Annotated in this window: 1 protein-coding gene; it reads left to right on the top strand. The window is 76.1% G+C overall.

What is annotated here, in order from left to right; genetic code table 11:
• Positions 1-46: 46 nt before the first annotated feature.
• Positions 47-1,453: a hypothetical protein gene (locus ACFW1A_RS40470; RefSeq protein ID WP_380418736.1), complete on the top strand. Its 1,407-nt coding sequence runs from the start codon at positions 47-49 to the stop codon at positions 1,451-1,453.
• The last annotated feature ends 14 nt before the right edge of the window (positions 1,454-1,467 follow it).

The raw sequence follows: 1,467 nt of genomic DNA, 5'->3' as shown, positions 1-1,467 counted from the left end.
CCGAGGCCGCTGCGGAGGCGACCACCGAGCACGAGGGAGGGGCCAAGTGAGCGGGGCCGAGCAGGCCGAGCCGCAGCTGCCCGCGCAGCGCCGTTCCGAGGGCCCCCGGCACGCCGCCCCGCGCGAGCGCGGCCGCACCCGGGCCAGGCTGCTCGCCGCCGCCGCGGTGCCCACCGCGCTGCTGATGGGCTCCTCGCTGGCCCCGAACCTGGCCTCCGCGGTCTCGCCGACCGGGACGGCCTGCGCGCCCGACCAGCCCGCGACCACCGTCACCCCGGTGCCGAAGAGCGCACTGACCCCGGTCCCGGCGCCGACGGCCGCCAAGCCCGCCACCAAGCCGGCCGCCGGCTCGGCCACCGCCACGCCCACCACCACGCCGACCAAGGCGGCGGCCGTGACCACCGGACGGGCCGTCAGCGCCGCCCCGGCCGCCCCGCAGGTGCCCGCCGGACTGACCCAGCAGCAGGCCGCCACCGCGGTCACCAGCCAGGTCGTGCAGGCCTCCGCGGCGCAGCCCGGCACCACCCAGCCGCAGGACCTGATCGGCGACATCCTGGGCGGCATCGCCGGGATCTTCGACCCGCACCACCAGAACCAGAGCACCCCGACCCCGGCGCCCTCGCCGTCGACGGCCGTGCCGAGCACCCCGGCCGCCGGAACCGGCTCGACCGGCGCGCAGGCGGCACCCAGTGCCACCCCGAGCCCGAACGCCGCCCCGCGCGCCGCCGCGGTCGCCCCGGGCAGCACCCCGAGCAGCACCCCCGGCGCGGCGCCGAGCGGTGCGCCGGCCGCGAGCGGCAGCCCCGCCGCCGCGCCGAGCGGGTCGTCCTCGCCGAGCGCCGCCCCCTCGCCGTCCGCGGTCGCCTCGGCGCTGGCGAACGGCGACACCCGCCCGCTCTGCGCGGTGGACACCAGCAAGCTGACCGCCGCCCAGCTGGCCGACAGCCAGGTCGTGCCGGACCAGAGCTGGACCCTGCACACCACCAAGCTCTCGCTCTACGGCGCGGTCTTCGGCGGCGTCTACGAGGTGCACAGCCCCACCCGCAGCTACCGGGTGCTCAAGTTCACCGTCTCCTCGGTCGACATCGACAACCTCGACATGTCGACGATCGAGAACACCGCGGCGGGCGGCAACCCGGCCCAGACCTTCCACGTGAAGGGCGGTCCGGGCACCACCTCGACCATGCGCCAGGGTCCGATCACGATGTACGTGGAGAGCCTGAGCGGCGAGCTGTCCTCGCTCTACGGGATCCCGATCCCGCCGCTGGGCACGATCACGCTCACCCCGGACACGCTGCCGGAGTGGCTGTACAACCTGATCGGCGCGGTGCCGATCCCGATCGACATGTCGCTCACCGGCGTCAAGGCGGTGCAGGCCGGCCAGTTCGGCGGCACCCTGCACATCCCGGGGATGCGGATGTACAACGACACCACCCCGTACGACGGCCTCTGACCGGCCGACGGAAC

Source organism: Kitasatospora sp. NPDC058965 (genome assembly GCF_042741245.1).
In the GTDB taxonomy this organism is placed as follows: Bacteria; Actinomycetota; Actinomycetes; order Streptomycetales; family Streptomycetaceae; genus Kitasatospora.
The sequence above is the reverse complement of the archived record's forward strand: the minus strand, read 5'-3'. Positions and strand labels throughout refer to the sequence as shown.